The organism is Vibrio harveyi (assembly GCF_030060435.1).
Classification (GTDB): Bacteria; Pseudomonadota; Gammaproteobacteria; order Enterobacterales; family Vibrionaceae; genus Vibrio; species Vibrio harveyi.
This window is the reverse complement of the sequence record NZ_CP125876.1, coordinates 21,329-47,254: the sequence shown is the minus strand read 5'-3', so window position 1 is coordinate 47,254 and position 25,926 is coordinate 21,329. Positions and strand designations below refer to the sequence as shown.

Sequence of the window (25,926 nt, the reverse complement as noted above, 5' to 3'; positions counted from 1 at the left end):
TATTCCTTGTTATAAAGAGAATCGGGCACTGATAGACCAAACGTTTTGGTCAAAACTATAGCCCTGCAAGTTGGAGTTTTTATCTTGATAGCGCCAATCTGCCTTAAGTAGTACCCAGCGCTTAATTTGATAATCCACACCTGCGGACAAGGCGTAGCGATCCTCGTTACGTGTGACGCCGGTATAGTCATCTTGCTGATAGAGTGCTTCTAAACGTGTGGTTAAGTAGCTGTTCCAATCTTGCTTGAGCGCTAGCGTATAACGAGTTTGCAAGTTGTAATCGCCATCCTGATCTGGGCTAACCGCAGCTTGAGTCGTCTTTAAGGTCAGGAGCGTGTGTTCCTGTGGTTGCCATTCTAATCCGATATCCCAACTAAATCCCTCGAAGGTTTCTCTTTGATGACTATCGAAGTCCTTTATTTGGTAACCCAATCGCGCGATACCTTGTGTTTTCCCCGTGACTTCCCACTGAGCACCGGTGTAATAGAAGCCCGAGTGATTATCTTTGGAAGGTACATTTGGATTATCTGTTTGATAATCTGTTAAGGTTTGTTTTGTTCCGATTAACCAATAAGTCCTGGGTGTGGCGCGCAAATAAAATTCGAGATGCGCGCTCGGCGCTCGAAAGTCGTTGTATTTGGTTTTAGAGTCAGGCTTTCCTGGCAGTCCATCACGGTAGTTCTGATAGGTTTTATCTTGGTAACCTATACCAAACTCAAACCGTCCTTTTGAACCGTCAGAGCCCAATATGTAATTGGATCTGAAAACATTGCGATGAAACTCCAACGGATCGGTAATTTGGTTGCCTTGCCCCTCAGTAAACTCTTCACCTTTTTCTTCATGCTGAGCGCGAAATTGGTAATCCAAGACCAAGCGGTTACGATGATTAAACTCAAAGAAGTTAGTGAATTGAATAAGATGATCATCGTAATCATTTTGTTCATCAGAGGAGAAGCCCGCGCTTAACTTATAAAGCAAGTCTGCACGGTATTGATTGCGTTCAATCTTTGTTAATAGGCTTGGCTCAATACCCCAAATATTTACTGATTCAACGTTTTCACCTTGGTCAGCTTTCGCAATGTTGTCATTGCCTTCATAAAACACGCCTACGGTAGGAATAAACTCAATGCCTGATTCGGTTCTGTAAGCCATCGGTTCTGCCATTGAAGCAGCAGAGCTTAGTACCAGAACAACCCCCAAGTACGTCTTTTTTATCATGATCGACTTAGTACGCATTTGAACCTGTAAATCCTTTGAATATCGTCAGGAAGATGATTTTGATGTCCATCCAAACTGACCATTGGTGGATGTAATCCAAATCGAACTCGACACGCTTTTCCATTTTATCGAGTGTATCGGTCTCACCACGGTAGCCATTGATTTGTGCCCAGCCTGTGATGCCTGGTTTTACTTTGTGTCTTAGCATGTAACGGTCGACGATTTGGCGATATTCCTCATTGTGTGAAACCGCATGCGGACGCGGACCGACAATCGACATCGTGCCTTGCAGAACATTGATAAACTGGGGCAGTTCATCAAGAGAAGTGCGACGTAGGAACCCACCAAATGGTGTAATGCGAGGATCGTTTTTGGTGGCTTGTTTTACGTCGTTCCCTTGCTCCATCGTGGTCATTGAACGGAACTTCCAAACTTCAATTTTTCTGCCATCCAATCCGTAGCGGAATTGCTTAAAGATAACCGGACCTTTAGATGTAGCTTTAATGCCGATAGCAATTGCGAGTAGGATTGGTGAAATAAGAAGCAAGATAATGCTTGATAAAACAATATCTTCTAGACGTTTTACCCATGATGAAATACCAGCGAAAGGTGTATCGAAAACGCTGAGTGTTTGAACTTGACCTATTTGATCCCAACGAGAGTGCAGTAAGTTATAGGTAAAGAAATCAGGGATAAGGTAAGTGTTCGCCGTGGTGTCTGAAAACTGAGTCAGGAATGATGCAATACGCTCGTTAGCGTGCATTGGCATAGCGATATAAACGTAATCCACTTCACCGCGTTTAGCTCGTTCTAAGGCTAGACCAACATTGCCTTTTATTGGGTATTCGGATTCTGGCAATCGGTCTTTAGAGCGCTCATCGTAGAAACCATCAAATAAGACACCATGCTCTGTGTGGCTTTCTAGTTCATTTGCAAGTGTTAAACCGTGTGGCGTTTGACCAATAATGATTGCAGTTCTAGTGTTGTAGCCCATCTTTCTCATGTATGCCAAGACCGCACGAAACGCAACGCGCCAAGAAAGAAGTAGTACTGGTGTAATTAAGAACCAAGATGCAAGAATGTAGCGCTCGAACAAGATATGTACTTGAGAAAAGTACAGAACCATAAACAGGAAGGTGCAGGTCACTAACCATGAAATGCACAGGATAAATATTTGTTCTTTAAATGAACTGGTGCGCCAAGAACGATATAGCTTTCCGCTCTCAGCCATGATGAGGAAAGAAACGCTGCCTACGAAAGATAGGATAACGTAATCTTTGTAGAGTGACGTGTTGGCATCTTTGACAACCAAAAACAGCATAAACGAGACGATGACTACGAGATCAGAGATGCGGTATAAAAATGCGAATTCCATCTCATGAGAACGTATGAGTCCTTTGTGTTTCATAACCTAATTTCCCTTAAGACACGCTACCGCCATTGGGTGTCGTTTCCCAATATCCGTGTCGTTAACGCTTTTTAGTGATAAATAAAATGTGTTTGTCGGTGACCGCAGAAAACCGATCTATCAATCACCATAATTCGGAAATTAGTTTAAAAATTCGCTCTGTTTAGGTAAGTGGAAATAAGAATGAAATTTAGACCTTCGGCTAATATTGGCAGTTTAGGAAAAACTTAATACTTGTCTGAGTAGGGCGGGTAAAAGTACTAATCGTAAAGGATTGAAAAGAAACTAAGGTTTTAATTTGCTTATGGTCTATCGAATTAATTCTTAGGACGGAAAATTAATACGTTAGTTTCGGAAATAAAAAATCCCTCTCGAATGAGAGGGATTGGTAGCAAGCAAAGGTGAAAGAAGTTTTACTCGAAATCTACGCCGTTTTCTTTATGTAGTCGGCGGCATGCGCGACCATCGCTGTGGAATAGGTGACAACGATGTGCAGGGATACCGATTTCTAGTTTGTCACCAGACTCTACTGGTAGTGTATCTGGTTGACGGTAGATAACGTCTGCGTCCGCCCCTTCTAGGTTTAGGTAAACTTGAGTCTCGTTACCTAGTTTCTCTACGATCATCACTTCACCGTGAATTGTCGCATCAGCGTCAACGGCTTGAACTAAGTGCTCTGGGCGAATACCTAGTGACATACGGTCACCGCGGTTCACCGTCGTACCATCTACTGGGATCCAGAATGATACACCGTTAGAAAGTTGTACTTTTACGCGCTCTGATTCGACTTCGTCAATGAAAACACTCATGAAGTTCATCTTTGGTGAACCAATGAAACCAGCAACAAAACGGTTTTGTGGGTAGTGGTAAAGCTCTAATGGCTTACCAACTTGTGATACATAACCACCATCAAGAACGACAATTTTGTCAGCCATTGTCATCGCTTCAACCTGATCGTGCGTAACGTAGATCATGGTACAACCAAGCTGGCGTTGTAGCTTCGTGATTTGCGCACGCATGTTTACGCGCAGTGCTGCGTCCAAGTTTGATAATGGTTCATCAAGAAGGAATACATCTGGTTGAGACACAAGCGTACGACCGATCGCAACACGTTGACGTTGACCACCAGAAAGTGCTTTTGGTTGACGCTCTAGCAGGTGACCCAACTGTAGAATTTCTGCTGCGTGTTCAACACGCTTATCGATTTCAGCTTTGTCAGCTTTTGCTAGTTTCAGACCAAATGACATGTTGTCATATAGGTTTAGGTGTGGGTAAAGAGCATAAGACTGGAACACCATACCAACACCACGTTTGGATGGTTCTACGTCATTCATGCGCTGGTCACCAATATACAAATCACCTGAAGTAATGTCTTCAAGACCGGCAATACAACGTAGCAGGGTAGATTTACCACAACCTGATGGACCTACGAAAACAACGAATTCACCTTCGTTGATCTCTAGATCTACGTTCTTAGAAATCAGTACGTCGCCATACGCTTTACAAACATTTTTTAACGTGACACTCGCCATGTAGCTCGTCCTCGATCAATTTTTATTATTCACCGCTCATCATTATATGAATTATCTAGCGAGCAGTAACAGTAGGAATCGGTAAGTTATTGGGATTGGTAAGAAAAGCAGGGTAGCGCTCCAAATGTCCTGAACTGGAGCGCTACCCATCATAGCCAAATACGAGTTTCTCTCCCCCACATTATTCGTGTTGTCTCCCCCGTGAAATAATTACCACAAACAACACCAATAATGACATTCCACTCGTATGGCAATGAAAAACCAGCAAATCTTTTCACCTATAGGGTAGGTACTGCTGGGAAAGGGTTCTTACCATCCACTCTTGGATGACTGCAGTTTCTAAGATTGTGTTCACTGCTACATCCTCCTAATCGAAATAATTGTAGGGGGAGTAGGCGGGGAGGAGTCAAAAAGGAGGAGTAGAGTGGGAGTTGGGCTGAAATCACATTATTGCGTGACCTAAAGTTGAAACCGATCACAGGAAGTATTCATTTTGTGATTTGAGTCTCTAACCCTTGGCGATTCAGATCACGAAAATACGTCATAATTGCAAGGGCGTAGGGATTAGGAGGATGAGACATATAGGATTATTTCAGATGATATATGTCGAAATACGGCTGAACCTCAATGGACTAGCCCTACATCAAAAATATAAAAAGGATACGAACATGAAAAAATTAAGCGCTGTAGCACTAGGTACTCTTGTTGCTTTGGGTTCTTTTGGTGCTAATGCTGCCATCGAAGAAGGACAACTGACTATCTGGATCAACGGCGACAAAGGCTATAACGGTCTTGCTGAAGTTGGTAAGAAGTTTGAAGAAGACACTGGCATCAAGGTAACAGTGGCTCACCCAGACGGTCTACAAGACAAGTTCCCTCAAACTGCAGCGACAGGTGATGGTCCTGATATCGTATTCTGGGCTCACGACCGTTTCGGTGGCTACGCAGAATCTGGTCTACTAGCTGAAATCAAACCATCTAAAGAAATTCAAGACGGCATCGTTGATTTTGCATGGGATGCAGTTCGTTACGACGGCAAACTTATCGGTTACCCAGTAGCAGTTGAGTCTCTATCTCTAATCTACAACAAAGACCTTGTTCCAAACCCACCTAAGACTTGGGAAGAAGTAGCAGCGCTAGATGCGAAGCTTAAGAAAGACGGTAAGTCTGCAATCATGTGGAACCTAAAAGAACCGTACTTCACATGGCCACTAATGGCAGCTGATGGCGGCTACGCGTTTAAATACACATCTGAAGGTTACGACATTAAAGATGCTGGTATCGCGAAGGAAGGCGTGAAAGACGCGATGAACTTCGTTAAAGGTCTAGTAGACAAAGGCGTAATCTCTGCGGATATGGACTACTCAGTATCAGAGTCTGCGTTCAACCAAGGTACTGCAGCAATGACTATCAACGGTCCGTGGTCTTGGGGCAACATCGAGAAGTCTGGCATCAACTACGGTGTAACAACACTGCCTAAATTCCAAGGTCAGTCTTCTAAGCCATTCGTTGGTGTACTAACTGCTGGTATCAGCACTGCATCACCTAACAAAGACCTAGCGGTAGAGTTCATCGAGAACTACCTACTAACTAACGATGGTCTACGTATGGTTAACAACGACAAGCCTCTAGGTGCAGTAGCGCTTAACTCGTTCCAACGTGAGCTAGATTCAGATACTCGTATCGCAGCAACAATGGACAACGCGATGAACGGTGAAATCATGCCAAACATCCCACAAATGAATGCATTCTGGGGTGCAGCTAAGAACGCTATCATCAACGTTGTTGACGGTCGTCAAACTGTAGATGCTGCTCTAGCAGATGCAGAAAAACAAATGACTAAATAATTCAGTAATACCCTTTTTAAGGAGGGGGCAACTCCTCCTTACTTTTCTATATTTATCCTATATTCGCTAGCAGGTTCCCTATGCAGTCAGTTCAAGGTACAGATGCTATGACAGCACCAGAAGCCAGCCTACCAAGCAGCAAAAAAGTGTTCACCAAATGGGCACTATTGGGCACAGTCGGCATTATCAATGGCTACGCAACTATCTTAATGTATTCTCGCGGTGAGATTGCGTTTGCGCTACTTACGATCATTCTAACCGCATTAGCGCTATTCATTTTTGGTAGTAAGAAAACTTACGCTCACCGATACATCTACCCTGGTATTGCCGGGATGATTCTATTCATCCTGTTCCCTTTGGCATATACCGTCGGTCTGGCGTTTACTAACTACAGCGCGAAAAACCAGCTTTCTTTCGATCGTGCACAGACTGTACTGTTAGACAGAACTTATCAGAGTGGTGAAAGTTTCCCATTCACTCTGTACAAGACTGAGCAAGGTCATCAAATTGTTGTGAAGAAAGGCGACGAGCTATTAGCAACGCCAACCTTCCAACTTGACGGCTTCTCTGCAACGGATCTTGATTTAGCGCCTATCACTGAAGCGACTGGTGACAAAGAGCCAATCAAAACTATCGTTAAGAACCGCAGTGCACTAAGCAGCGTTGACTTGCACCTTCCAAGCGGCGATGACATTCGTATGAGCGGTCTACGTAAGTTCGCAGCTGTGGTTCCGCTATACACACTTCAAGATGATGGCGAATCACTGTTCAACAACCGTACTCAAGAACTATTGCGTCCAAACATGGATGTGGGTTACTACCAACCCGTTGATGAGAATGGTCAGTTTGTTGGCAACACAGTTTCTCCTGGTTTTGTCGTAAACATTGGCACAGATAACTTTGAGCGAGTTTGGAAAGACGACGGCATCAAAGAGCCTTTCATCAGTATCTTCATCTGGACGGTCGTATTCTCAATCCTGACGGTTGTGTTCACGCTAGTTATTGGCTTAGTTCTAGCGAGTGTTGTTCAGTGGGAGGAGCTGAAAGGTAGAGCAGTGTACCGAGTACTATTGATTCTGCCTTATGCGGTTCCGGCGTTTATCTCAATCCTAATCTTTAAAGGTCTCTTCAACCAAAGCTTTGGTGAGATCAACATGGTATTGAACGCTATCTTTGGTATTAGCCCATCTTGGTTCTCTGACCCATTCCTAGCGAAAACCATGGTAATGATCGTGAACACTTGGCTTGGTTTCCCTTACATGATGATTCTATGTATGGGTCTACTAAAAGCGATTCCTGATGACCTTTATGAAGCGTCTGCAATCGATGGGGCGAACTTCGTCCAAAACTTCATGAAAGTAACGTTGCCTATGATGATTAAACCTCTGACTCCACTACTGATTGCGAGCTTTGCGTTTAACTTCAACAACTTCGTAATGATTCAGCTATTGACTGGCGGTGGTCCAAACATGATTGGTACTTCTGAGCCAGCGGGTTACACCGACCTACTAGTAAGCTACACGTACCGTATCGCGTTTGAAGGTGCTGGTGGTCAAGACTTCGGTCTAGCAAGTGCAATCGCAACGCTTATCTTCCTATTGGTTGGCGCGCTAGCACTATTGAACCTACGTTTCACTAAGCTATCTCAGGACTAAGGAGTAACGACCATGGCTATAGTACAAGGTAAATCTTTAAAGTACCGTGTATGGGCGACCCATATTGCTCTTTGGGCTTTCCTGTCACTGATTATTTTCCCACTGCTGATGATCATTGCGATCTCATTCCGTGAGGGTAACTTTGCAACGGGTAGTCTGATTCCAGACAACCCATCGCTAGAGCACTGGAAGTTAGCACTAGGCTTCTCGGTAACAAATGCAGATGGTTCTGTAACACCGCCTCCATTCCCAGTACTAACTTGGCTTTGGAACTCAGTAAAAGTTGCGGGTATCACGTCAATCCTTATCGTGGCACTGTCAACAACTTCGGCTTACGCGTTTGCACGTCTACGCTTCAAAGGTAAGAACACCATCTTGAAAGCGATGATGATCTTCCAAATGTTCCCGGCGGTACTTGCGCTTGTGGCTCTTTACGCATTGTTTGACAAACTAGGTCAGTACATTCCGTTCCTGGGATTAAACACGCACGGTGGTTTGATCTTCTCTTACCTAGGTGGCATTGCACTGCACGTGTGGACCATTAAAGGTTACTTTGAGACGATTGATAACTCGCTAGAAGAGGCAGCGGCATTGGATGGTGCTACGCCATGGCAAGCGTTCCGTTTGGTACTACTACCACTATCTGTGCCAATTCTAGCTGTAGTGTTCATCTTGTCATTTATCGGTGTTGTAGGTGAGGTACCGGTAGCATCTCTACTACTTTCTGATGTAAACTCCTACACACTAGCAGTTGGTATGCAGCAGTACCTATACCCGCAGAACTATCTATGGGGTGATTTCGCAGCTGCAGCAGTATTGTCTGCACTACCAATTACAATCGTATTCTTGCTTGCACAACGCTGGTTAGTCGGTGGTCTGACAGCTGGTGGTGTGAAAGGATAATCTCAGTTGGTCTCTGAGAGAAAAGAATAACTAGAAAAGGGCGACCAAATGGTCGCCCTTATATTTAGCATCGATATTACGCTTTTGGTTTGGCCGCCGATCAGTAATATCAGGCTTTATTGGCGTTACGCATAGCTGGCTGTTAGCTTAGTTCCTTACGCTTTAATCACTAACAGTTTCTTGTAACCATAACCTGAGTCTCGACTCAGGTTTTTTTATATCCGTAGAATCTCTATGCTTTCTTGTTTCCGATACAGACTAACCAGTTTGCAATGGATTACACAGTGACATCAGAATGCCCTGCGTATCACTTCACAGAATTAATTTAAGCGTATTTAGAGGGAAGGGGCTGGATTTTCTGAGAAAGCGTTAAAACTCGCGGCTAGAGGGAGCACAGCCTACATATTGAAGTAAGGTATATAAACTTTCTTGCTGTAGAGCAACACGGCGGAATAGATCGGCAAAAGTTGAGTCACCACCAAAACAAGTTTGTATGTAATGGTTAATTTCTTCTTCGTTGTAGCCTTCGACATACATGGTTCTGACCCACTGATATTCGACCGCTTTTAAATTGGTTAATGTATTTTCACTTAACGTGGTCTTTTTTAAGCTCAAGATCCAAACTCTACCCAACACCAAAATTGTGGGTGGATTTAACCAAATCAAAGTGAAAGATTTATGACAATTTGAACCTGGCATGAAGTGAATGACAGAACCATGACATTACTTCACGGGTACACCCAAGTGTCTGGAGGACACTTGGGTATATAAGTTGATTTATTTGAGATATTTGACGTGAGCTTCCATTTCTTCGCCAATCTGCTTGCGCATATTCATTAGGCGAATAGCCGATTGTTCGAGCGCTTTATCTTCTTCAGACTCCGGTTTCCACTTAGGAACATCAGTTGGCTTTCCGTCTTCGTCAACCGCAACCATGATGACGATGCAATGTGTTGTAAGGCGGTTTTTCAATTCTTTTGGATCGCTGGCTTGTACATCAATAGCAATGTGCATTGAACTGCGCCCCGTATAAATGACCTTGGCACTGACCTCGACTAAATTCCCAACATGAATTGGGGCGACAAAGCGAATACCACCTGCGTACGCGGTAATGCAGTATTTTCCACTCCAAGCTGCACTGCATGCGTAAGCTGCTAAATCGATCCACTTCATTACGGCGCCGCCGTGTACTTTGCCACCGAAGTTTACGTCTCCAGGTTCTGCAAGAAAACGAAGGGTAATGTCTCTTTGACCACTGCTCATCTGTCATTCCTTTGTGCGTTGTTTAGCTTCAATGTAACAGCAATGCAACGACTCTTAAATACGTCAGCAAAACATTTATCACATCAGTGTCGCTTCGAGTTGGATTAAGCAATCCGAAAGCTGGCTAAAAATCCTTCAAAAATCGAGTTTTATCATTTTATAGATAAAACATAAGTCACACTTATTAAAAAAATACACTATTGATAAAAAGCGCACTAATTCAATTAATTGAATATCTGTTTTGTTGGTTATCTTACTTTTGAGAATGATGTGTCTTTGTTTGTAAGGGTTGTGTAAGGATCTGTAATTGTGGAATGAATGTCACATAATTTCATTTGTGAATAAATATTCATTTGGAATGCTGTTTGGTGATTGTTTGCTCAATTGCATACGGTTTAATTATTTCGTATGGTTCTGCCCGTTTTTAAATAACACTTTATGGTTAGTCTCTTGTTCCGTGTTTTAAGTCTTAGTTTAGCTATCTCACTAATTAGTATAAAGATATATGCAGGGGTGGACTCTGGGTATCTGTATGCTTCAGGGTTTGGTGACGCTGAACATGTCGCTCTAAAAGATGCTAAGAAGCAATTGGCACTTAACTTGATTAGTGTTATCGAAGTGAATGAAAAGTCATCTATTGTTAAAACTTCCCATGGTGTCGACACCTCTTTTTCTCAGGATTCATCCATACATTCACTTCCAATTGAAATCCCTCACTTGGAAGTTTTAAGTCATGAATGTGGCGAGAAAGGTTGTGAGTATCGCTATCGGCTGAGTAAGAAAACCTGGCAGAAACAGGTTGAGCATGATTTGACGGTCTCGTACCAAACGGCTGCGATAAAACTTAAAAATCTCAACAACAACTGGCGTGGTGTGAAGGACTACTTTCATGCTGAAGAGCTAATGACGAAAAGTGCCGTTCAGCTCGATGTGCTTGGTATTTTAGATTCCGATGCTGCACAGTCATACCGTGCACAACACCTACAGATTAGCGAAACGATGAACGCGAAGAGAGAAATGCTCTCGATTTCGTTTGTCGCATCGAATGATGCTTTTTCTCATCAAATTCACGAGTTGCTATCACGTCACGCATTTGCGTCGAATCATGGTGGCATCTCCGTTTATATCAAGACGAAATCCCAGCAGGGACGACAAGGGAAAGACTTTGTCGCCAAGCAAAGTATTCAACTTAAAGTCTTCGATTCAAATTCATCTCATATGGTGACCCAAAAAGTGATCACCGTGTTAGGTAAATCCCAAGCTAGCTCTGCGGCGGCAAAACACGCTGCTGAGCAAAAAATAATTAAAAAGCTTACTAATAAATCTATCTATTCAGTATTGATCTAAAGGATACAGAAATGTTTAAAAAAACAGTCATGGCTTCTCTATTTGCTACCGCACTAGCAGGTTGTTCTTCAATGCCAGGTATGGAGTCTGCGACGGTTGACCGCAACGAAATGAGTGCAGCTCTTGTTAAATCTTGTACTGAGCTAGGCTCTGAGTACACACCAGTATCTTACGCTGTAGACAAAGTATCTAAAGTGATGGTGTCGATTCAAGAGCGTCAATGTGCTGTATTCCAAGACTACCGCACACTAGCAGACAAGCATGCAGACGTAGCAGGTTTCCTAAAGATCAATGCTGATAAGAGTGACGAAGAGCTTCTTGTTGCGATGAATGAATTCGATGAAGGCAAAGCTGAAAACAAGAAAATTCGCCCACAAGTTGAAGCGTACAAAGCGGCGTCTGATTCAATCTTTGACAAGAACGTTGAGCTAGCGAAAGACATCGCGCTTGAGGCGGCTGAAATTGCAATTATTGCTTCAGACAACGCGGCAGTAATTGCGCAAGATTCTGCAATGGCGGGTTTAGGCAACGCACTTTCTTTCCTATCAAACGAGTCTGAAGAAGAAGGCGAAGCGGATGCAGAAGCAAAAGAAGAAGTGCCAGTTGTTGAAGCTTACAACGAGATGAAAGCACGTTCTCTTCTTGTTTACGACGCAAACGACATGATTTCTCTAGACCAAAACACAATCGAGCAACTAGAGAACCTAGACAAAGTTTTAGCAGAGAAAGTTAAGTCGTAATGAAATATTCAAAGATCGCAACACTTGTCGCTGCTGGTCTTGTTTTGGCTGGGTGTAATAGCACGCCCAGCCAACAAACTTACGCAGTTGAGAGTAACGCAGGCAACTCGTCTTTAATCATTGGTAAGTCAGCGTTTGAATTCACCAACAGTGACATCGAAGTTCCAGCATACTTCAACACTCAAGGTCTTCAATTCTGTACTTACGAAGCAAACGAGAAAGACAGCCGTTGTCCGTTAGCTAAAAAGACTATTCGCCTTTACTTCGGTGACGTTCAAACTGACGTTAGCGAGAACCTTCAAGGCAAATCTGCCGATGTATTCAATGCAATGCATTCAAGTATTGGTAAGTTCGAAACGAAAGCGCTTGAGAACACGTTAGAAAACCAATTTGCGGGTGTGAACCGTTTCCGTATCTTGACGCGTGACACTAAGTCAGTAAACGCGGCGATGGAAGAGATTCTTGCCGATGAAGGTGCAGCAAAAGTCGCACAAAAAATGAGTGGTCGTGACAAGTTATCGACGGACTACATCATGAAGGTCGACGTGCTTAAAACTGGCGATATGCTCTTTGGTTCTACGCAGTCTTTATTCCAAACATCAATGGAAATGACGACGGGTGTTATTGACCCGTACACTCGTGAAAAGCTGAGCTACCCGAATATCGGTAAGATCCGCGTTTCTAACTTTGATGTTCGTGATAAGGAAAGCTTCACAACCGTAATCGCAAATGGTGACTACTACCGCGGTTTTAACTACACCAGTAGTAAAGACGTTGATTCTGTGATGAACGAAATGGCGTCACGTGGTTTCGATATCATGTTAACTCGTCTGCTAAAAGAGATGCCAGCAACAGCACAAGTTATGGGCATTAAAGGCGACCGAATCTCGCTAGATCGTGGTCAAAATGCTGGTGTATTACCAAATGAAACCATGGTTGTATTTGAGTACAGTGCAGGTTTTGTTGAGCCAATCGGTGTGGCGACGGTTAACCCTAGCCAACAAAGTGCTCAAGGCAAAATTGTCCGCTGGAAAGACAGTAAGCTTGCTGATCAAGTTAAAGACGAAGCTGAGCAGGGTATTTACCGTCCAGATCGTCAGCGTCGAATCTTTGCAGTTAGCGTCGGTGTCCCGATGGAATTCATGAAGGAACGCAGCACATGGGCGCAAAAGGGATAAGTCTTAGTCTTACCCTCGGTGGATTGCTTTCGGCTGCACCTGCAGCTGCGCTTGAACTTGATAAGAGCCAGTCAACACTGGCTCTTGTTGAGCAGGGGTGCGCCTATGGTCGTGGTGCGTTAGCGATAGAGGGGGCGAAAGCGGATGCGATCAATAACCTGCGACTGTTTTTAAATGGGCAGGTTTCACTTTCTTTATCTTCTGAAGATTCCGAATTACTCAACGAACAGTTTAATCAAGCTGCTCGAGAAATGTTAGTAACTGGAATCGAGAGAGGGATGATCACTGCGGATTTTGGGCAACCTGAGATCTACGGCGATGATACCTGTGTGAATGTGCGTCTTATGCCACCAACGCAAACAGAAGAAGACTCAGACGAGGGTATTGTTTGGGGTTCTGACTCGACGGTTTCTGTTGTGGTCATCGGTGAGGGTATCCCGAACGCTAAGCAAGGTTTAAGTGCGCGCCAAGCGGCTGAGCAAGATGCATTTCGTCGTGCTATCAGCCAAGTTTTGGGCGTGATGGTTAAATCTGGCTACCTTCAGCAAACCTATTCAAGCATGTCGGCAAATGCGGTCAGTGATGACTTTAACTTGCATGATGTGGCTGTCCAATCCTTATCAATGCAATCGCAAGGTATGATTACTGGTTGGAGCGAAATTTCTAGCCAAACTAAACCAAATGGTGTGCTTGTCGTGACGCTCGATGTGTCTGTTGAACGCCAAAAGGTTGAGGCTAAGATCGCTCAACTTATCAAGAGTTTAGGGCAACCTGCCGTTTACGTGGATGCGCACCTTCCGGTTGTTCAAACCACGTTCAGTAGCTCTCTTGCTCAGATGGGCTTCGATCTCTCTGGTACTCCAGAGCAGGCAACCATCATTCTTCAAGTTCAAGAAAAAGAGAAAGTGACGCCTTCCGGCTTGCAGTTGGAATTGGCGGCTAAGCTATTAGACCGAGCGGGTAATGAATACGGTAATTGGCACAACGATCCAACACTGATGACCCTTCCTAACAAAGAGGGGATGCTGAATGAACTAGCGTCAGTGCACTTGGCTGTTGATCAAAACCAGAAAATGCTGACTCAAGCGTTACATAGCGCCGTCCAAAAAATGGCAATGCGTGGTGGCCCGGTTAGAGAATTGATCTTTACGCCGAAAGCGGCGGGTCAACAAGGTCAACTTTATACCTTGCTTAGTGCGATTAACGGCGTTTCTGATATCAAGATTGAAAGTCGTTCTGGCAAGGTTATTGTCCGACTTCGCTCATTAAACAACGCCAATGACCTTGCTCAGTTTATCCAGCCAACGTTGCGCATTCATCAGCCAAATTATCAGTCCAAGCTACGTGTTTTGAACGATTACCAAATCAACGTGCTTTAAGACCTCTACAGGATATTTATGTTTAAAAAAACACTTCTTTCATTGGTACTAGCAAGTGCCTTTGGTTCTGCACATGCAAATGTAGATTTTGACCTTAATGATCTCGTTCCTGCAACCGATGCACCTTCTGAAACACAAGCTGTAAATACAGATGACGTAAAAGAGGTGGGTGATCTAGTTGTGGCGGCAGACCCGAAAGCCGCGGTACTTGTTGCTCACCAAAGCCTGATCGAAGACGAAGGTGATGGCGTTAAGATGATCGCAGTTGGCTCGGGTATCGGTATTCTATCTACGGGTTCTGGTAGCTACGAAACTTACGAAAACCGTAACGCGACGTTGTTATCTAAGCGTGGTGCATACATGAAAGCTTTCCAAATTGCGAAAAAGCAATTAGTGGAAAACATGGAAGGCATGAGCAACATGTGTGCGACAGCGATCAACGAAACCATGGATGTGATTGATACTGCGACAGAAGGCGCGGCAAACACCACAAGCATGATGAGCGATAACTGTGCTGAGTCAGTAAAAGGCGCTTTGGCAGGTTACGTGACGTTCGATGTGTATGATGATCCAAGTGAAAACCTAGTTCGTGTTAGTTTGATTTCAACGCCGAAAACACGTGAGCAAACGAAGCGTAAAGTGGGCGCTCTGACTCAGACTACAGAACCAAATGTGATTTTCAAACAAATCATCGCTGATCTGCAGGCGGGTGTGATGCCTCCTGTTGGTGCGAAAGTGATTACCAACGCTGAAACGGGCGAGTCGTTTGTACTTGGTTTCGGTTCTTCGATCATTCGTGACAACAAGAATAAGAGCGTGAAACGCAAGCTGCTTGGTATGTCTAAATCTCAAGCGCAAGCAAAAGCGAGAAACGGTCTAATTGCAGTAATGCAAGGTGAACAAGTTTACTGGGAAGGTGGTTTCACAGAGAACCAGTTAGAGAAGAATGAACAGTTCGAGTACCCACCTGAGAGCGTTAACCCAGCAGATGCGAAAGTATTGGCAGAAGACAAACACACGTTCATGAACAACATCAAGAGCTTTGATTCGTACAAGTCATTTGCAGCGGGTCAAGTTCCTCCAGGTGTTTCTGTTAAAACCTTTAAGAGTAGCGATGGTGACTGGATGTTAGCCGTTGCGGTTTATGCCCCTTCTCTAGAGGCGACGGCAAAGCAAGCAGCTGCAGAAAACAAAAAGCGCGTTCGTGAAGGTCAAAACGCAAGCTCAGACCACAAAATTTCAACAACTGGCGGTTTGACTGACGGAAGCAACAATACTCAAGGACCATCTGGTCAAGTGAGTAACGCAAATGATCTGTAACCACAGATACTTGCTTGTTCTGGTAGGCCTTTTAGGTCTACCAGTTTTTGCTTCCGACTCTCATTCTTGGTCGTTCAACGGCACGGATTATGAGCTTAAAACCAGTGACTCAGAAGTGTCAGTTGAAGTGAAAAGACAGCATGAACTGACCACGAAACAAATGAAGTCATTGTGTCGTAAAGGGCTCGGTTTAGAGCTTCGCAAAAAATACGAAGACAAGTTGCTTGAAGGTGGTTTCATTCGTGAAACTTTAGATTCGTGGCCTTTTGCGAGTCTAACTTACGAACTGACCAATATTCAGTTTTCTTCAGTGAGTAAGAGTCAAGCTCAGTGCCGTGCGAATGTGAATGATACTGGCTACAAAACCAATCTCCAAACCACAGCGCTGAACTATGCCGTTGCGTATTACTCAACCAAGCAGTACCAGCACATCAAGCCGATATTACCGTTGATCATCAAAGAACCTAGCGTTGCGATGGATGCCGCAGGTTTGGTCACCTTGCTCTTATCTCAATCAGACGTGACCAAAGCTGAAAATTACTATCAGCAGTATGTCGATGTTTCCGCAATTTCCAACAGTGAAATCAAGCACTGGCTAGCTCAATGGCAGTTTGAGCAAGGAGAACTTGAGGAAAGCTTGTTCATCGCAAAGCTGTGCTCAAGCAAAGAATGCGAGCGTTTGGTGATAGACATTGAAGATCAAATGTTTGAGCAACAAGCTGAGAGTGTCGGAGATCTGTCTTCTTATTTCTGATTTAACAAATTACGGTAACTCAATTTATGAAATTGAAATATTGCGCACTGGCTGCGTTGTTAAACCTAATTGTGATGCAACCAAGTTTTGCAAATGATCCTTTTGCTGAACTGGACCAAGAAATCGAACAATTAACCGCTGATGATACGGATGAGTTTGAGCAATGGTATGCCGCCCAAATTCAAGAGTTCAATCAATGGCAGCAAGCTTACTTAGCGGACTGGGACAAAAAACAGAAAGCCTCTATTCAAAAATGGGGTGATACCAAAATACCTTCTCCGGATGTGGTAGTGGTTTATGACGAACAACATAACGCACGAACCGTTGTTGATTTGGAGAAAGGTGAGATTACGGTTAGCTACTTACCGCCTGCGGAAGAAGAAAAAGCCGAAGCTCCAGTTGTTGAAGCTGAAGTCGTCAATGCCGTTATCGAGAAAAACGCCAAGGTGTTTGAAGAAGTTGGTGTAACTCAACCTAAAAAAGCTGAGCCCACAATGGTTTTCGTTGAGGAAATTAAAGTAGAACCAAAGACTTTCGAAGAGGTGAAGAAAGAGATTGAGGCGCAAACTGAGCGCCAAATGAGTCAACTTGACATCTTTGCTGCTGAGAAAAGTGCGGTGTTAAGTGAACAAAAGCAAGAGCAAGTGATTGTTCAGCAAAAACAACAAATGGTGAAGCTGGAAGAAAAACGCATTGCTGCTGTGAAGCAAGAATTAGCTCTGCAAGAAAAGCAGCTAAAGCAACAGCCTAAAAAGATTGTTGAGTATAAGGTCAAGATTCCAAAATCATCACTGGCGAACCGCGCTAATCAGTACCTTCCTGCGATTCAACAAGAAAGTGCAAAGCGAGAACTACCGCCTGCACTTGTTTTGGCAATCATGCACGAAGAGTCGCATTTCAACCCGAAAGCAAAATCTCATGTGCCCGCATATGGGCTGATGCAAATCGTGCCGACAACCGCTGGTCATGACGTGAATAAGCTATATCGCGGTAAAGATAAGCCGATGAAAGCGAATGACTTATACGATCCCAATTTGAATATCGAAACTGGCACGGCGTATCTAAAAATTCTTCAGAGTCGATACCTAAAAGGCATTAAAGACCCACAAAGTGCGACTTACAGTGTGATCGCGGCTTACAACACCGGGTCAGGTAATGTGGCCAAAGCATTTGGTGAGCGACGTGTTTCTAGTGCGATTAAGAAAATCAATACCATGAGTTCTGATGAAGTATATGAGCACCTTATCAAGAACTTACCTTATAACGAGACTCGCAAATATCTCAAAAAGGTCAACGATAGAATGAAAACCTATCATGCGCAGTCCAACTCAATTATCTAAAAGGAATTGAAGATGAAATATCAAATTCTTACCGCTGCAATCAGCGCAGTGATCTTATCTGGCTGTGCGAGTCAAAGTGGTTCTGAAAACACGGCGAAAGTGGAAACCAACAAAGGCAGCAATGTGCCTAGCTGGGTACTAAACCCAACTTCAGCGAATGGCTTTGCAGCGTCAAACTGTGTTACGGCGTCAGGTAACTTTTCTGTTGATCGTAACCACGCTATCTCTCTAGCACGTAACACGCTTGCGCAAAACCTTGATATTAAAGTCAGTGTGTTAGAGAAGAACTATCAAAAAATTGATAGCTCAGTTGACGGTCAAACCTCTGGCACATCTTTTGAGCAAATCGCTAAGCAAATAACTAATACTTCAATTCAAAAGAGCCAAGTTGAGCAAGTATCACTGGTTGAAATTGGTGGTGTAGAGCAAATTTGTGCGCTAGTAGTCATGCCAAAGATTGAATCAGAAAAGATGTTTAACTCTGCTGTAACGGCAGGAACGGATATTGATCCAACGGATAAAGCGGCGCTATACAAAGAGTTTGTGAGCCAAAAGACAAGCAAAGAATTGGAAAAGCAGGCTGAAGCCCTTTAATCCAAATGAAAGCAAAAAGAAAAGAGCCATCATGGCTCTTTTCTTTTTAGTTGCTATGAGCTCGTTGCAGTTTGAGCTTCTGGGTCGATGACTTTGCCTTTTCTGCGTACTTTAATTTGCGACAAGATAACGCCAGAGATAACCAACATACCGCCAATGATGTGGTAAACATGAACTTCTTCGCCGAGCATGGTTGAAGCGAGAGCTACCGAAACCACAGGCATCAGGTTCATGAACATGGCACTTGAGTCAGCACCAATCAAGTCAATCGCTTTTACCCACATCAATGGAGCAAAGATAGACGCGGCAATACCAGCGTAAGCAATTAAAGGTAATGCGCTTTGGCTTGGTAGAAGTTGATCGCTGCTTAGCCACAATGGCGCAAGCATAACCAATGAGAAAAAGCCTTGCATGTAAACCAAAGTCATACTGTTGAAAGGCATCTTCCAGCGTTTTAGTAACACACAATAAATTGCGTAGCAAAGCGCAGCCAGCAGCATCAAGCTGTCACCTTGCGTCATATCTTGATGCAGGAAGTAGGTGATATCGCCGTGCCCTAACATAAACGCCAAGCCGCCTAATGAAATCACGCCACCTGCCACGCTCAGCATGGAAATCGACTTGCCCAGTAAAGGTACACTCAAGAAAACACTGATCAAAGGAACGAGAGACGTAATCAGTGCCATATTAGAAGCGGTCGTCGTTAGCCCTGCGTAATAACCTAGGGATTGGTTTAGCACCATGCCTAATAGTGCGAGGAAAGCCAATTTAGCCAGGTATGGGCGAATCACATGACGTTGTTTGATCACTGCTGGTAAGCAAAATGGCGTTAAAAGTACCATAGCAACAAACCAACGGTAGAAACTCATTGCGCTAGGTTCGATGGCACTTGCTGCCATTTTATTTACGATGGAATTCCCACCCCAAATCATGACAGTAAAAAACGGAAGCAAATAAACCATGAGAACCTCATCGCAGAATAATTAATGGCGCTAGTCTGACAGGTCTTTATAATGAAAAGTATCTCTGGAAAGACATCGTAAGCGATAGGAAGACAAATTTGAAAAAGAGCACAAGGAATCTTCATCCGTCATTATCAATCGATAGAGCACCATCAGATGTGTTTATGAATTTTGAAGCCTTTTTGTCGAATACAGAAACTCGCATTCACAGCCACCCATGGGGACAAGTTCAACTGATCAGTGGCGGTATTCTAGAAATGGATGCGGAAGACACACGTTTCTTAGCGCCTCCGCATCTTGCGATTTGGGTACCGGCTGGGATCCGTCACACCAGTTATAATCGTAAGCCTTTGGAATACTGCTCGTTAAATATCGACCCAGAGTTGACTCAGCACTTTCCATCCAAAACGAGCTTGATCAAAGTGACGCCCATTGTTTCGGCGATTGTGGAAGACTTTCGCCAGCGTGATATTAATGTTGCTAAGAGCGAAGAAGATAAACGCCTCGTTCAGGTCTTGTTGGATCAGTTAGCCAAACAAGAAGTCGAACATCACTTTTTGCCAACCACAGACAACAAATATCTGGAGCCAATTCTTAAAGCCGTCGAAGAAGCGCCAACTGATGAAATTAGCTTGGGGGAATGGGCGGAAAAGGTTCATACCACGGAGCGCACTTTAGCTCGCCATTGCCAAAGTGAGTTAGGGATGAGTTTTACCGAGTGGCGATTGCGAGTGCGTTACTTGCATTCGATGGAGTTGTTAAGGAAGGGGCAAACCGTAAAAGAGGTGGCGTTGACATTGGGTTACAACCAGGCCAGTCCTTTTATCGCCATGTTTAAGAAATACTCCGGCATTACACCGGAGCAATATAAGAACCGCTTGTTATAGCTGAGTAAGCACGTAATCTAAACCACCTACAACTGCTGCAACTTGAGCGTCGTTACACTCTTCATCAGTGACTTTCGGGCTGTCTGGGTAAACTTCTGTTGTAGTGCCGTAAGTGCAGTTGGTGACGCCGCCACACAGACCCAGTTTCACCATTGGGTAATTAATCACACCAAATTGCACCACTGGCGAACCAATGATTTCGCCTTTATCGTCAGCAGGTGCAATGTGCGTTACTTTCGCTACTGACTCGATGACGGCTTTTTGGAACTCAGGTTGCGGGTTTTCTGTATCGCCCACCGTGTAGAAACCATCTGGGATCATGCCTTCGATGTATTCAAGACCATCACGTGCTGCAAGTGCAGGGCGGAATTCGGTCTCGTCAGAATCGGTGGTTTCGTGCAGGTCGATGTGCATTAGAACATCACCTAAGGTCGCAACAAGCTTAATCAAGTTAGCTGACTCTTCCGCAGGGCTATTTGCGTAGAAAGAGCGGTTTGGGTCAATCGCATTTGGATTCCAGCGGTTGATCACCTCGTACCCCCAAGGGCTGACACATGGTGCAACGACAATATTGAAGTGTTCTGCATAACGCTCTGCCTGCGTATCAACAAACTTCAGCGCACCATGTACGCCACTTGTCTCGTAGCCATGTACGCCGCCAGTTACTAAAACAACCGGTTTTGCAGCATCCCAGTTACGAGTCTTGATACAAAACAGAGGGAAGCGCGCTTCGTCGTAAGAGAGTGCGCCGTATTGCTCAACATCAAAACGCTCGCGAAGAGCATCAATTTTGGTCACGACTTCTTCTTGGTAGCTACGTTTTACGTCACGTTGCTCACGCCAAGCTTTACGTTCTGCTTCACCCCATGACTGACCTGGGGTACCAATTGGGTAAGTGTATCCGCTTTTCATCTATACTTTTTCTTTTGTGTGCGTGAAAGGTAAGACAAGACTAGTCCTGTCTCAAAGCCACGGCAATAGAAAACACAATTTGTGACCTTATTCTTTGCGAAATCATAACTTTGCTGAGTAGTTTATTGGTGTTACATTTTGTTACTTATTCAATTCCATAAAAGAGATAAATAAATGGCTGGAGCAAGTTTACTAACACTGTTGGATGACATTGCAGCTGTATTGGATGATGTCGCGTTGATGTCGAAGATGGCGGCGAAAAAGACCGCAGGTGTACTGGGCGACGATTTAGCGCTAAATGCGCAACAGGTGTCTGGCGTAGCGTCAGAACGAGAAATCCCGGTGGTTTGGGCGGTGGCAAAAGGGTCGTTTAAAAACAAACTGATTCTAGTGCCATCGGCATTGTTGATCAGTGCCTTCATTCCTTGGCTGATCATGCCATTACTTCTCATTGGTGGTTTGTTTCTTTGCTTTGAAGGGGCTGAGAAGATCTTAGAAAAGCTTTTTCCTCATGCGCACCAACATGAAGAGAAGAAAGAAGAGCTCAATACCGGAGAATCGGTTGAAGAGTACGAGAAGAGAAAGGTCGCCGGTGCGATTCGTACTGACTTTATCCTCTCTGCAGAAATCATCGTGATTGCTTTGGGTACGGTGACAGGCTCAAGCATCGTAACGCAAATTCTTGTGGTCAGCTTAATCGCGGTATTGATGACCATTGGTGTTTACGGCTTAGTCGCTGGCATCGTTAAGCTTGATGACTTAGGTTTTTACCTAGAACGCACATCAAATGGTGAAGGACTGAAAGCCAAGCTAGGTGGAGCGTTAGTGGCGTTTGCGCCTAAGTTGATGAAGATGCTTGCTGTGGTGGGTACTGCGGCAATGTTCCTTGTTGGGGGCGGTATTGTTGTCCATAACGTGCCTGCAATTCATCATCTGATTGAACCGATCATCATGGATTTCCGTGGTCATACGATTGCGACGGCGATTGTGCCGACATTGCTTAATGGTGTGATTGGTGTCATCGCTGGCTTGGTTGTGGTTGCAGCTTGGACTTTAGTAGAGAAAGTTCGTGGTAAATAATTACTCTGTAGACAGTAGACAGTAGACAGTAGACATAAGGCTTTATAGGAGCCAAAAGAAAAGGGTCATGCGTTTCCATATCGAATATGGTGGCATGACCCATTTTTATTTCGTGGAGATGATTACTTCACTTCCCACTCAATCTTTTCATTTGCACGAATTGGCACAACGATGTCGCTACCAAACGGCATCGTTTCTGGTACATCCCAAGCTGCTTTTTCTAGCGTTACTGTGTCTGAGTTGCGAGCGATGCCGTAAAAATCAGGACCATTTAAGCTTGCGAATGCTTCTAGGTTTTCTAGTTTGCCTTCATTCTCAAACACCTCTGCATAAAGTTCTAGTGCTGCGTGTGCGGTATAAGAACCTGCACAACCACAAGCTGATTCTTTTGCGCCTTTTGCGTGCGGCGCTGAATCTGTACCTAGGAAGAATTTCTTGCTGCCGCCTGTCGCTGCTTCGATAAGCGCTTGTTGGTGGGTATTGCGCTTAAGGATTGGCAGGCAGTAGAAGTGAGGCTTAATGCCGCCGACTAGCATGTGGTTACGGTTGAACAGCAGGTGGTGAGCAGTGATGGTTGCTGCGACGTTATCAGAAGCGTTCTTAACGAAGTTTGCGGCATCCGCCGTCGTGATGTGTTCAAGAACGATTTTTAGGTTAGGGAAGTCGTTAACGATAGGAGCAAGAACCGTGTCTAGGAATTCCTTCTCACGGTCAAAAATATCAACGTGGTTGTGAGTCACTTCTCCATGAACCAAAAGCAGCATGCCAACTTCTTCCATCGCTTCAAAAACGTGGTAGATGTTCTTTGCATCGGTTACGCCAGAATCAGAGTTGGTGGTTGCACCTGCTGGGTAAAGCTTTGCTGCGACAATTTTGCCTGTTGCTTTGGCTTTGCGGATTTCGTCTGGCGTGGTGTTGTCTGTCAGGTATAGCGCCATAAGAGGTTCGAATTGCTCGCCGTGTTGCTCTGCAAGGATTCGATCACGGTAGGCTAATGCCATTTCAGTATTGGTCACTGGTGGGACGGTGTTTGGCATGATCAGCGCACGGCCGTTATAACGGCTAATATCGCGAACGGTATCTTTTAGAACTTCACCATCGCGTAAGTGAACGTGCCAATCGTCAGGACGAGTAATAGTCAGTGTTGTCATTAATTGCTCCCACCATTAAAAAGTTATGTTTGGAGCCTAAACGCTGCATTTACCTCAAGAGCAAACGCTTGCGCTTAGGCGACAGGATGATAGAGGAATTGCAGTTCTATTTCACCCCATTTTTCACATTTCTTTACGGTAGGAGCTCAGTTGGTTACTTCATCGTCAACCAAAGCGCGTGAATTGTGCCGGGTAGGAAGAAGAAGAAAGTCAGGATTAGGTTGATGAAGAAGTCTTTCTCTAGACCTTTTTCCATGTAAACCGCCACTGGTGGAAGGAAGATACAAAGTAGAATTAGAATCAGTTTATTAGTATCCATGGTCTATGCTCCGGATAGATTATCTATAGTGTCAAAAAGTTGGCGAATTATGTGCTCTATATCACATCTTGGCAATCCTAGTTTCGTCAATACTATGCAAATTTATGGGACTCCATTCATAAAAAGAAGTTCTTCCACCTGCAAAGCAAGTGTCATATCGGGTGACTGACGAAGGTGCGGTTATAAATCGATATTTTATAGAGGCTTGGGTCATAACTATTATAAGGATATGATAGTCCAATAATGAGAAAGTACCTGTAGGAAGAAGGCTATGTCGCAATCAGTTTTGTCCCAAATTAATGTTTTTCCAGTCAAATCCGTCGGAGGCGTTGCGTTATCTTCCGCTTGGGTAGAAAAACAAGGATTGAGTTTTGATCGTCGATTTATGATTGCGACGTCAGATGGCTCAATGGTGACAGCTCGAAAATTCCCTCAAATGGTGACCGTCAAGTCCGCGCTGTTGCCAGACGGAGTGGTGTTTACCAGTCTTGGCGAAGAGCCACTAAAGATTCGCTATCAAGATTTCAAAATGCAGGAAGCACCTGCAACGGTTTGGAAAGACAGTTTTACGGCATATACCACCACGGATGAAGCGGATGATTGGTTTAGCAAAGTATTAGGTCTTCGCGTCGAGTTACTTTTTACTGGTGAGCAATCAAATCGCATAAGAGAGAAACTGGGTCACAACGTCAGCTTTGCCGATGGCTACCCAGTACTTGTCATCAGTGAGGCATCACTGGAAGAATTAAACCGCAGAAGCTCTGAGCTGCACTCAATGGATCAATTCCGAACCAACCTTGTGGTATCTGATACCAAGCCATTTGAAGAAGACTCATGGAAGCGTATTCGCATTGGCGAAGTGGAATTTGAATCAGTAAAACCATGTGAGCGATGTATTCTAACTACCGTTAATACTCAGCGAGGCACATTTCGAGAAAGCAAAGAACCACTGAAGACATTGCAAGAGTTTCGTGCAAACGAGCGTGGGGGCGTGTTCTTCGGTCAAAACCTTGTTGCCCTGAACGAAGGCATTATTCGTTCTGGTGACAAAGTTGAAGTGCTGGAATACAAAGAGCCAGAGTTCTATCCAGACAACTCTCCCCAGCGAATGACGCTAACTTGTGTCGAACGAGAAGAAATCGCACGCGACTTTGTCACCTTGTGGCTTGAGCCAAGCAAAGGTCAATTACCAACGTACTTACCGGGACAGCATTTACCTATTGAAGTGGATATAGACGGTAAGAAAGTAGGGCGTCGTTATACGCTGTCATCTAGCCCGTCTCGCCCGGGACGCTACGCAATTTCGGTGAAACGTGTTTCTGGTGGGCGCGTATCCAATGCTTTGCTTGACAACCTACAAGTGGGGGATGTTCTGGAAGCGGAAACACCAGATGGTCAATTTCATCTAAAAGAGCATTCTGTTCAGCCTCTATTGCTGTTGTCTGCTGGTAGCGGCGTAACACCAATGCTGTCGATGGTTCGTTATTTGGCTGATCACAACCAACTCGATGATGTGGTGTTCTACCATCAGTGCAGCAGCGAGATTGATATTCCATGCAAAGATGAGTTAAACGAGTTAAAGCGCCAACACCCGGGGTTGGATGTAAAGATCTGCTTAACGCAACCTGCGATAGATTGGTTTGGTCTTAAGGGGCGAATCAGTCTATCTCACATAAAACAGATCAAAGATGTTGAACAGCGCCAAGTGTTTGTTTGTGGTCCTGACGGCTTTATGCAAAAGGCGAAAAACCTATTGCTTAAGAAGGGGCTCCCAGAAGGCAATTATCATCAAGAAGCATTTGGTGTTGCAGCGACAAAAGCTAAGCCAGAGAAAAGTGTTGAGATTGAATTCAACGGCTTTAAGTTGATGGGTAACAACCAACAAACGTTACTTGAACAAGTTGAGAATGCCGGTCAAAGTATTACCAATATTTGTCGTGCGGGCTTGTGTGGTGCTTGTAAGGTTCAATTAGAATCAGGACAGGTAGAGCATCCTGACGTGCCTGCACTGAGCGCAGAAGAGCGCGCGATGGGTAAAGTGCTCGCGTGTTGTGCTATTCCAGAAACGGATGTGACGCTAACAGACTAACGTTGCTGAGCATAAACACTGCTTGTAACAAGCAAACAAAAACGCCGC

General features: G+C 44.4%; 23 protein-coding genes. 14 read left to right on the top strand and 9 right to left on the bottom strand.

The window, feature by feature from the left end:
• Positions 1 to 9: 9 nt before the first annotated feature.
• The 3 genes from QMY49_RS16660 to malK all read right to left on the bottom strand — a co-directional run bounded on the left by QMY49_RS16660 (position 10) and on the right by malK (position 4,158).
• Positions 10 to 1,236 carry an outer membrane beta-barrel protein gene (locus QMY49_RS16660; protein ID WP_426694456.1) on the bottom strand — a complete coding sequence of 409 codons (1,227 nt, stop codon included), beginning with the start codon at positions 1,234 to 1,236 and terminating at the stop codon, positions 10 to 12.
• Positions 1,226 to 2,626 (bottom strand): undecaprenyl-phosphate glucose phosphotransferase, encoded by a 1,401-nt coding sequence (locus tag QMY49_RS16655; protein ID WP_069688099.1) that lies wholly within the window; start codon positions 2,624 to 2,626, stop codon positions 1,226 to 1,228. Before QMY49_RS16655 ends, QMY49_RS16660 begins: the two co-directional genes overlap by 11 nt.
• Positions 2,627 to 3,039: 413 nt before the next feature.
• The gene (malK, locus tag QMY49_RS16650; protein ID WP_005453403.1) at positions 3,040 to 4,158 is read right to left on the bottom strand and encodes a maltose/maltodextrin ABC transporter ATP-binding protein MalK; all 1,119 of its coding nucleotides are present in this window, start codon (positions 4,156 to 4,158) and stop codon (positions 3,040 to 3,042) included.
• A 668-nt stretch (positions 4,159 to 4,826) separates the two neighbouring features.
• Here malK and malE point away from each other — a divergent pair.
• The 3 genes from malE to malG all read left to right on the top strand — a co-directional run bounded on the left by malE (position 4,827) and on the right by malG (position 8,563).
• A complete protein-coding gene (malE, locus tag QMY49_RS16645; protein WP_005453405.1) occupies positions 4,827 to 6,005 on the top strand; it encodes a maltose/maltodextrin ABC transporter substrate-binding protein MalE in 1,179 nt (392 codons plus the stop codon).
• A gap of 80 nt (positions 6,006 to 6,085) precedes the next feature.
• Positions 6,086 to 7,660, top strand: coding sequence for a maltose ABC transporter permease MalF (gene malF, locus QMY49_RS16640; RefSeq protein WP_005453407.1), 1,575 nt, complete (start codon positions 6,086 to 6,088; stop codon positions 7,658 to 7,660).
• A 12-nt stretch (positions 7,661 to 7,672) separates the two neighbouring features.
• The gene (gene malG / locus QMY49_RS16635) at positions 7,673 to 8,563 is read left to right on the top strand and encodes a maltose ABC transporter permease MalG (RefSeq protein ID WP_005432001.1); all 891 of its coding nucleotides are present in this window, start codon (positions 7,673 to 7,675) and stop codon (positions 8,561 to 8,563) included.
• A gap of 369 nt (positions 8,564 to 8,932) precedes the next feature.
• Here the strand turns inward: malG and QMY49_RS16630 are convergent, their stop codons facing one another.
• A complete protein-coding gene (locus tag QMY49_RS16630; RefSeq protein WP_005453409.1) occupies positions 8,933 to 9,178 on the bottom strand; it encodes a hypothetical protein in 246 nt (81 codons plus the stop codon).
• Between the two features lie 162 nt (positions 9,179 to 9,340).
• The gene (locus QMY49_RS16625; protein WP_005453411.1) at positions 9,341 to 9,826 is read right to left on the bottom strand and encodes an acyl-CoA thioesterase; all 486 of its coding nucleotides are present in this window, start codon (positions 9,824 to 9,826) and stop codon (positions 9,341 to 9,343) included.
• 450 nt (positions 9,827 to 10,276) lie between these two features.
• Here QMY49_RS16625 and QMY49_RS16620 point away from each other — a divergent pair, with 450 nt between their 5' ends.
• The 8 genes from QMY49_RS16620 to QMY49_RS16585 are packed head-to-tail and all read left to right on the top strand — an operon-like array spanning position 10,277 to position 18,478.
• Positions 10,277 to 11,173, top strand: a complete 897-nt coding sequence (locus QMY49_RS16620; protein WP_230861030.1) for a hypothetical protein — start codon at positions 10,277 to 10,279, stop codon at positions 11,171 to 11,173.
• An 11-nt stretch (positions 11,174 to 11,184) separates the two neighbouring features.
• Positions 11,185 to 11,913: a hypothetical protein gene (locus QMY49_RS16615; protein WP_009697141.1), complete on the top strand. Its 729-nt coding sequence runs from the start codon at positions 11,185 to 11,187 to the stop codon at positions 11,911 to 11,913.
• Positions 11,913 to 13,091: a hypothetical protein gene (locus tag QMY49_RS16610; RefSeq protein WP_009697140.1), complete on the top strand. Its 1,179-nt coding sequence runs from the start codon at positions 11,913 to 11,915 to the stop codon at positions 13,089 to 13,091. Before QMY49_RS16615 ends, QMY49_RS16610 begins: the two co-directional genes overlap by 1 nt.
• Positions 13,073 to 14,470, top strand: coding sequence for a hypothetical protein (locus QMY49_RS16605; protein WP_017188683.1), 1,398 nt, complete (start codon positions 13,073 to 13,075; stop codon positions 14,468 to 14,470). Before QMY49_RS16610 ends, QMY49_RS16605 begins: the two co-directional genes overlap by 19 nt.
• An 18-nt stretch (positions 14,471 to 14,488) precedes the next feature.
• On the top strand, positions 14,489 to 15,790 hold the full coding sequence (locus QMY49_RS16600) for a hypothetical protein (protein WP_005453420.1): 1,302 nt from the start codon (positions 14,489 to 14,491) through the stop codon (positions 15,788 to 15,790).
• Positions 15,780 to 16,544 carry a hypothetical protein gene (locus tag QMY49_RS16595; protein ID WP_283315509.1) on the top strand — a complete coding sequence of 255 codons (765 nt, stop codon included), beginning with the start codon at positions 15,780 to 15,782 and terminating at the stop codon, positions 16,542 to 16,544. Before QMY49_RS16600 ends, QMY49_RS16595 begins: the two co-directional genes overlap by 11 nt.
• Before the next feature lie 26 nt (positions 16,545 to 16,570).
• Entirely contained in the window at positions 16,571 to 17,884 is a 1,314-nt protein-coding gene (locus QMY49_RS16590) for a transglycosylase SLT domain-containing protein (RefSeq protein ID WP_009697138.1), read from the top strand.
• 12 nt (positions 17,885 to 17,896) lie between these two features.
• The gene (locus QMY49_RS16585) at positions 17,897 to 18,478 is read left to right on the top strand and encodes a hypothetical protein (protein WP_005453426.1); all 582 of its coding nucleotides are present in this window, start codon (positions 17,897 to 17,899) and stop codon (positions 18,476 to 18,478) included.
• Between the two features lie 53 nt (positions 18,479 to 18,531).
• Here QMY49_RS16585 and QMY49_RS16580 read toward each other — a convergent pair whose 3' ends face one another.
• The gene (locus tag QMY49_RS16580; RefSeq protein WP_009697137.1) at positions 18,532 to 19,440 is read right to left on the bottom strand and encodes a DMT family transporter; all 909 of its coding nucleotides are present in this window, start codon (positions 19,438 to 19,440) and stop codon (positions 18,532 to 18,534) included.
• A gap of 98 nt (positions 19,441 to 19,538) precedes the next feature.
• Between QMY49_RS16580 and QMY49_RS16575 the strand changes: the two genes are divergently transcribed.
• Positions 19,539 to 20,327, top strand: a complete 789-nt coding sequence (locus QMY49_RS16575) for an AraC family transcriptional regulator (protein ID WP_005453431.1) — start codon at positions 19,539 to 19,541, stop codon at positions 20,325 to 20,327.
• Here the strand turns inward: QMY49_RS16575 and QMY49_RS16570 are convergent.
• Positions 20,322 to 21,239 (bottom strand): M14 family metallopeptidase, encoded by a 918-nt coding sequence (locus QMY49_RS16570; protein ID WP_005453433.1) that lies wholly within the window; start codon positions 21,237 to 21,239, stop codon positions 20,322 to 20,324. The genes QMY49_RS16575 and QMY49_RS16570 overlap by 6 nt on opposite strands.
• A gap of 174 nt (positions 21,240 to 21,413) precedes the next feature.
• On the opposite strand from QMY49_RS16570, the gene QMY49_RS16565 reads away from it, so the two are divergent.
• Positions 21,414 to 22,319 carry a DUF808 domain-containing protein gene (locus QMY49_RS16565; protein WP_009697135.1) on the top strand — a complete coding sequence of 302 codons (906 nt, stop codon included), beginning with the start codon at positions 21,414 to 21,416 and terminating at the stop codon, positions 22,317 to 22,319.
• A 122-nt stretch (positions 22,320 to 22,441) separates the two neighbouring features.
• Here the strand turns inward: QMY49_RS16565 and pyrC are convergent, their stop codons facing one another.
• Together pyrC and QMY49_RS16555 are read right to left on the bottom strand one after the other, a co-directional pair.
• A complete protein-coding gene (pyrC, locus tag QMY49_RS16560) occupies positions 22,442 to 23,470 on the bottom strand; it encodes a dihydroorotase (protein ID WP_005453436.1) in 1,029 nt (342 codons plus the stop codon).
• 154 nt (positions 23,471 to 23,624) lie between these two features.
• Positions 23,625 to 23,789 (bottom strand): YqaE/Pmp3 family membrane protein, encoded by a 165-nt coding sequence (locus tag QMY49_RS16555; protein WP_005453437.1) that lies wholly within the window; start codon positions 23,787 to 23,789, stop codon positions 23,625 to 23,627.
• A gap of 271 nt (positions 23,790 to 24,060) precedes the next feature.
• Here QMY49_RS16555 and QMY49_RS16550 point away from each other — a divergent pair, with 271 nt between their 5' ends.
• Positions 24,061 to 25,878, top strand: a complete 1,818-nt coding sequence (locus QMY49_RS16550) for a hybrid-cluster NAD(P)-dependent oxidoreductase (protein ID WP_283315500.1) — start codon at positions 24,061 to 24,063, stop codon at positions 25,876 to 25,878.
• Positions 25,879 to 25,926 lie beyond the last annotated feature (48 nt).

Coding starts and splice junctions, on each gene's coding strand:
- QMY49_RS16605 (WP_017188683.1), top strand. CDS start 13,073: ATGGGCGCAAAAGGGATAAGTCTTAGTCTTACCCTCGGTGGATTGCTT.
- QMY49_RS16610 (WP_009697140.1), top strand. CDS start 11,913: ATGAAATATTCAAAGATCGCAACACTTGTCGCTGCTGGTCTTGTTTTG.
- QMY49_RS16600 (WP_005453420.1), top strand. CDS start 14,489: ATGTTTAAAAAAACACTTCTTTCATTGGTACTAGCAAGTGCCTTTGGT.
- QMY49_RS16580 (WP_009697137.1), bottom strand. CDS start 19,440: ATGGTTTATTTGCTTCCGTTTTTTACTGTCATGATTTGGGGTGGGAAT.
- QMY49_RS16570 (WP_005453433.1), bottom strand. CDS start 21,239: ATGAAAAGCGGATACACTTACCCAATTGGTACCCCAGGTCAGTCATGG.
- QMY49_RS16625 (WP_005453411.1), bottom strand. CDS start 9,826: ATGAGCAGTGGTCAAAGAGACATTACCCTTCGTTTTCTTGCAGAACCT.
- malF (WP_005453407.1), top strand. CDS start 6,086: ATGCAGTCAGTTCAAGGTACAGATGCTATGACAGCACCAGAAGCCAGC.
- malE (WP_005453405.1), top strand. CDS start 4,827: ATGAAAAAATTAAGCGCTGTAGCACTAGGTACTCTTGTTGCTTTGGGT.
- QMY49_RS16555 (WP_005453437.1), bottom strand. CDS start 23,789: ATGGATACTAATAAACTGATTCTAATTCTACTTTGTATCTTCCTTCCA.
- QMY49_RS16660 (WP_426694456.1), bottom strand. CDS start 1,236: ATGCGTACTAAGTCGATCATGATAAAAAAGACGTACTTGGGGGTTGTT.
- QMY49_RS16590 (WP_009697138.1), top strand. CDS start 16,571: ATGAAATTGAAATATTGCGCACTGGCTGCGTTGTTAAACCTAATTGTG.
- QMY49_RS16550 (WP_283315500.1), top strand. CDS start 24,061: ATGTCGCAATCAGTTTTGTCCCAAATTAATGTTTTTCCAGTCAAATCC.
- QMY49_RS16585 (WP_005453426.1), top strand. CDS start 17,897: ATGAAATATCAAATTCTTACCGCTGCAATCAGCGCAGTGATCTTATCT.
- QMY49_RS16615 (WP_009697141.1), top strand. CDS start 11,185: ATGTTTAAAAAAACAGTCATGGCTTCTCTATTTGCTACCGCACTAGCA.
- QMY49_RS16565 (WP_009697135.1), top strand. CDS start 21,414: ATGGCTGGAGCAAGTTTACTAACACTGTTGGATGACATTGCAGCTGTA.
- malK (WP_005453403.1), bottom strand. CDS start 4,158: ATGGCGAGTGTCACGTTAAAAAATGTTTGTAAAGCGTATGGCGACGTA.
- malG (WP_005432001.1), top strand. CDS start 7,673: ATGGCTATAGTACAAGGTAAATCTTTAAAGTACCGTGTATGGGCGACC.
- pyrC (WP_005453436.1), bottom strand. CDS start 23,470: ATGACAACACTGACTATTACTCGTCCTGACGATTGGCACGTTCACTTA.
- QMY49_RS16655 (WP_069688099.1), bottom strand. CDS start 2,626: ATGAAACACAAAGGACTCATACGTTCTCATGAGATGGAATTCGCATTT.
- QMY49_RS16595 (WP_283315509.1), top strand. CDS start 15,780: ATGATCTGTAACCACAGATACTTGCTTGTTCTGGTAGGCCTTTTAGGT.